General features: G+C 60.6%; 2 protein-coding genes and 1 tRNA gene. 2 read left to right on the top strand and 1 reads right to left on the bottom strand.

The genetic code is table 11. The annotated features are described in order from the left end of the window. Positions 1-653 precede the first annotated feature (653 nt). A tRNA-Asp gene (locus VF629_RS15375) sits at positions 654-729 on the bottom strand. 207 nt (positions 730-936) lie between these two features. Here VF629_RS15375 and dinB point away from each other — a divergent pair. Both dinB and VF629_RS15365 read left to right on the top strand, forming a co-directional pair. After that, positions 937-2,031, top strand: a complete 1,095-nt coding sequence (gene dinB, locus VF629_RS15370) for a DNA polymerase IV (RefSeq protein ID WP_331059378.1) — start codon at positions 937-939, stop codon at positions 2,029-2,031. 336 nt (positions 2,032-2,367) lie between these two features. Next, positions 2,368-4,494 carry a carboxy terminal-processing peptidase gene (locus VF629_RS15365; RefSeq protein WP_331059377.1) on the top strand — a complete coding sequence of 709 codons (2,127 nt, stop codon included), beginning with the start codon at positions 2,368-2,370 and terminating at the stop codon, positions 4,492-4,494. Positions 4,495-4,610 lie beyond the last annotated feature (116 nt).

Genomic DNA, 4,610 nt, shown 5'->3' with positions numbered 1-4,610 from the left:
GGACTTTTAGTCCGCGAGTGCGGAGTGTTCGGGCCCGCGGACTAAAAGTCCGCGCTACTTGCCCGGCCGCACACTTACCCCCGAAACCGCTGTAAGTAATAAGGCGCTTTTCCGGGGCTTACCAAACGGGGTTTCTTGACGAATACCTTACGAGCGGCGCGAAGTAGCCGGCTGGTTGCCTTAGCTGGCGTTCAATTGCTTTTCGATTTCCCTTTAGCAGCTGTTTGGGGTACTCGGTCTGGCTAGGGTGTGTGGACAGTACCTGCTTTTGGGCTCCAAAAGCCCGTCATGCAGCGCGCAGCGAAGCATCTCGCCCGCCGCCAGTAACTCAATCGAATGAATTAGTTGAACGAGCGAGATGCTTCGCTGCGCGCTGCATGACGGGCTTTATAGCTATTGTCCATACACCCTGGTTCAACCCGCTTCTCAACACAGTCTCCGGTTGTGCCGGTACAACGTAACGCAAGCGGCGTAACCCGCCTCCCAAACGGCGCCAACGGCGCAGGCCCGCGAACCACGTGTTTCGCAGCAGCACACCGGCTCCCGAAACCGGTTTGTTGCGAAAACGCACGGCCGTTTTGCCCAGCTATTGTTTCAACAAGTGGGGGCTGAAAAAGCAAAAAGCCCCGGCGCTAATGCGACCGGGGCAATTGCTGTAGAGAGAGGACTCGAACCTCTAATTTTACTAGCGAGATAGGCTAGCGCGTCTGCCAGTTCCGCCACCCCACAAGGTTTGTCATGCAAATGTAAGGAAAGAATCATTTGACAAACACTTAGTTAATCAAATTATTTTTGTGCTGACCTTTCGATAACACGCAATTTTGCCTCCCAAAACCCTTCGCCGAAGCCTGCTAAAAAAGATACTACATTCCTCCGTTTCGCAGAAATGCAGGTTGAGTCCGCGATTTATTTTTGAAGGAGTAAATAGTAAACATAGTGGGTGAAAATCTCATTCGCAAAATCATCCATTTAGACATGGATGCCTTTTATGCTTCCGTGGAGCAGCGCGACCGGCCCGAACTGCGCGGCCGGCCCGTGGCGGTGGGCGGAGCGCGCGAACGCGGCGTGGTGGCGGCGGCCAGCTACGAGGCCCGCCAGTACGGGGTGCGCTCGGCCATGCCGTCGACCACGGCGCTGCGCAAGTGTCCGGAGTTGATTTTTGTGTCGCCGCGCTTCGAGGTGTACAAGGAAGTATCGCGGCAGATTCGGGCCATTTTTGCCGAGTACACCCCGCTCATCGAGCCCGTGTCGTTGGACGAAGCCTACCTCGACGTGACCAACAACCTCAAGGAAGTGGCCTCGGCCACCCAGATTGCGCGGGAAATCAGGGCCAAAATTCTGGCCGAAACGCAGCTAACGGCCTCGGCGGGCATCTCCTACAATAAATTTCTGGCCAAGTTGGCGTCGGACTACCGAAAGCCCAACGGGCAGTTTGTGGTGCGGCCCGAGCAGGGGCTGCAGTTTGTGGAGGGCCTGGCGGTGGGGCAATTCCACGGGGTAGGGCCGGTGACGGCCGCGAAGATGAACCGCCTGGGCATATTCACGGGCGCCGACTTGCGGCTGCAAACGGCCGAGTTTCTGCAGCAGCAGTTTGGCAAAGCGGGGCAGTACTACTTCGCCATTGCCCGCGCCGAGGACCACCGCCCGGTGGTGGCCGACCGCCTGCGCAAATCCGTGGGCTCGGAAACGACGTTTGCGCAGGACTTGACCGAACTGCAAGACCTGCTCGACGGCCTGCAGCCCGCCATTGCGGAAGTGTGGGAGTATTGCCAGCGCACCGGCGTGCTGGGCCGTACCATCACGGTGAAGGTGAAATTTGCCGACTTTCAGCAGATTACCCGCAGCCGCAGCACGGTGGGGCCCTTGGCCAGTTTGGCGGTGCTGGAGCACGTGTGCCGGGAGCTGGTGGAGGGGCTGCTGCCGCTGCCCAAAGGCGTGCGGCTGCTCGGCGCGTCGCTCTCCAACCTCAGCACGGGCGAGCAGGCATTGGGCACGCCGCCGGGCGGGCGGCAACTCACCCTGGCCTTTTGAAGGTGCTGCTGGCTGGTGGCTGAAAAGGCAGTTCTGGGGTTTTCGTCGGGACAGTGGCTGGGTTGGCCGATTTGCCCTGGGCGGCGGTGAACGCCCGATGGCTAGAATGCGTCTGTACTTCAAGCAAAACAGCTAAACCCAAGCATTTGCCGCGTGCTGCATAATTTCCAGGGAGCTGGCTGCTTTTTTCGCAACCTTATGAATTACCTTGTCGACTTTACACGTACATTCTGGTGCGATTGTGGTTAAGTAGCTTTATTCTTACCCAACAGACCCGGTTTTCAACGGGTGGCGGCCATCCCAACACCCTTTCTCCTTCCAAATTCCCTCTCTTGCATGCAAGCTTCCCGATATAAGCTAGGATTGTATTCGACCGTGGCCCTGCTTGGCCTTGCCTCTTACTCGGTGTACCAGGGCACGCCGCCGCGCGACCAAGTGGTGCTCGGCACCATGCTGCAGGGCCTGAGCGTGGCCCACTACCAGCCCGAAAAGCTCGACGACCAGTTTTCGCAGCGCGTGTTTGACCTGTACCTCAAGCGCATCGACGTGAACAAGCAGCTGCTGTTGGCCCCGGAAGTGGCTCAGCTGCGGCAGTTCCAAACGAAGATTGACGACCAGCTGAAGGGGGGTACGCACGAGTTTTTGGACGTGAGCAGCCAGCTGCTGAGCAAGCGCACGCTCGAAATCCAGGCTTTGTACCGCCAGATACTGTCCAAGCCGTTTGACTTCACGGTGCAGGAAAGCTGGGAGACAGACCCCGAAAAAGCCACTTACGCGGCCAACGCGGCGACCCAGCGCGAGCAGTGGCGCAAGCTGCTGAAGTACCAAACGTTAGCCCAGCTCTCGGAGCTGATGGACGAAGAGACCCGCAAAAAAGACAAGCCGCTGGCCGCCACTAAAGTGGGCGCGGCGGCGTCCACCACGTCGGACCGCCCCCGCACGCCGGTTGAGATGGAAGCAGAAGCCCGCAAGCGGGTGCTGAAATACTACGACGAGTCATTTGGCGACCAGCTGAAGGAAGACGATAACGACCGGTTGGCCGAGTTTGCCAACGTCATTGCCAACACGTATGACCCGCACACCGAATATTTTGCGCCCATTGCCCGCGAGAACTTCGACATCAACATGTCGGGCCGCTTGGAGGGTACGGGTGCTTTGCTGCAGGAAGACGACGGCCAACTCAAGGTGTCCGACATCGTGGCGGGCTCGGCCTCGTTCCGCCAAGGCGAGCTGAAAGTGGGCGACGTGATTTTGCGCGTGGCCCAAGGCGCAGCCGAGCCGGTGAGCGTGGAAGGCATGCGCTTTGAGAAAGCTGTGAAGCTGATTCGCGGCCCGAAAGGCACCGAAGTCCGCCTGACCGTGCGCAAGCCCGATGGTGCTACGGTGGTCATTCCCATCATCCGCGACGTGGTGGTAATCGAAGAGACCTACGCCCAATCGGCCGTCATCAAGCAGAACGGCCGCAACTTCGGCTACATCCACTTGCCTGGTTTCTACGCCGACTTCGGCGGCAAGGGCGGCCGCAGCAGTGCCGCTGACGTGAAAGCCGAACTGGCCAAGCTCGCCAAGGAGAACGTGGCCGGCGTGGTGCTCGACCTGCGCTTCAACGGCGGTGGCTCCCTGGGCGACGCCGTGGAAATGGGCGGATTGTTCGTGCCCAACGGCCCCATGGTGCAAGTGAAGAGCGGCCGCGGCCGGACCGAGGCCATTGCCGACCAGGACCCGCAGGTGCAGTACGGCGGCCCCTTGGTGGTGCTCGTGAACAAGTACAGCGCCTCGGCCTCGGAAATCTTGGCCGCGGCCATGCAGGACTACAAGCGCGGCATTGTGATGGGTAGCACCACCTACGGCAAAGGCACCGTGCAGCAGGTATTCGACCTGGACAACGCGGTGTCGGCGGAGGTGAAGGCGCTCAAGCCCCTGGGCTCGCTCAAACTCACCATCCAGAAGTTTTACCGCATCAACGGCGGCTCGACCCAGTTCAAAGGCGTGGTGCCCGACATCACCCTGCCCGATGCCCTGACCTCGTACGCCAAGGGCGAGCAGGAGTCCGACTACCCGCTGAAGTGGGATGAAATCCAGCCCGCTCCCTACAAGCCCAGCAACACGTTGCCGGCCATCGATAAGCTGCGGGCCGCTAGTGCCGCCCGCGTAGCCGCCAGCCCGGGCTTCCGCCTCATCAAGGAAGCGGCCGACCGCGCCACCGTGCGCCGCAAGCAAACCGTGCTGTCGCTGAACCTGGCCGCTTACCGCACCCAGCAGCAGCAGGCCCGCGACGCCAACAAGCAGCTCACCGCCGCCCAAAACGCGCTGGCGACCCTGAACGTGGCCCAGCTTTCGGCCGATGCGCAAGTGGCCGCTACCGACTCGGCCGCCGCCAAGCGCAGCACCCGCTTCCTGAAGCCCCTGCGCAAAGACCCAGCCTTGGCTGAGGCCGTGGCCGTCATTGGTGACGCGCTGTAGCGCCCGAATTATTCCAACAAAAAGCCCCGTCGCTCAGCAGCGACGGGGCTTTTTGTTGGAGAAGCGGTTTGGGAAGTATGTCGCTTGCCGGTCCGACGCCCGAGGCGTCCGACCGG

Source organism: Hymenobacter sp. (genome assembly GCF_036388155.1).
In the GTDB taxonomy this organism is placed as follows: Bacteria; Bacteroidota; Bacteroidia; order Cytophagales; family Hymenobacteraceae; genus Hymenobacter.
This window is presented reverse-complemented; position numbering and strand designations above follow the sequence as displayed.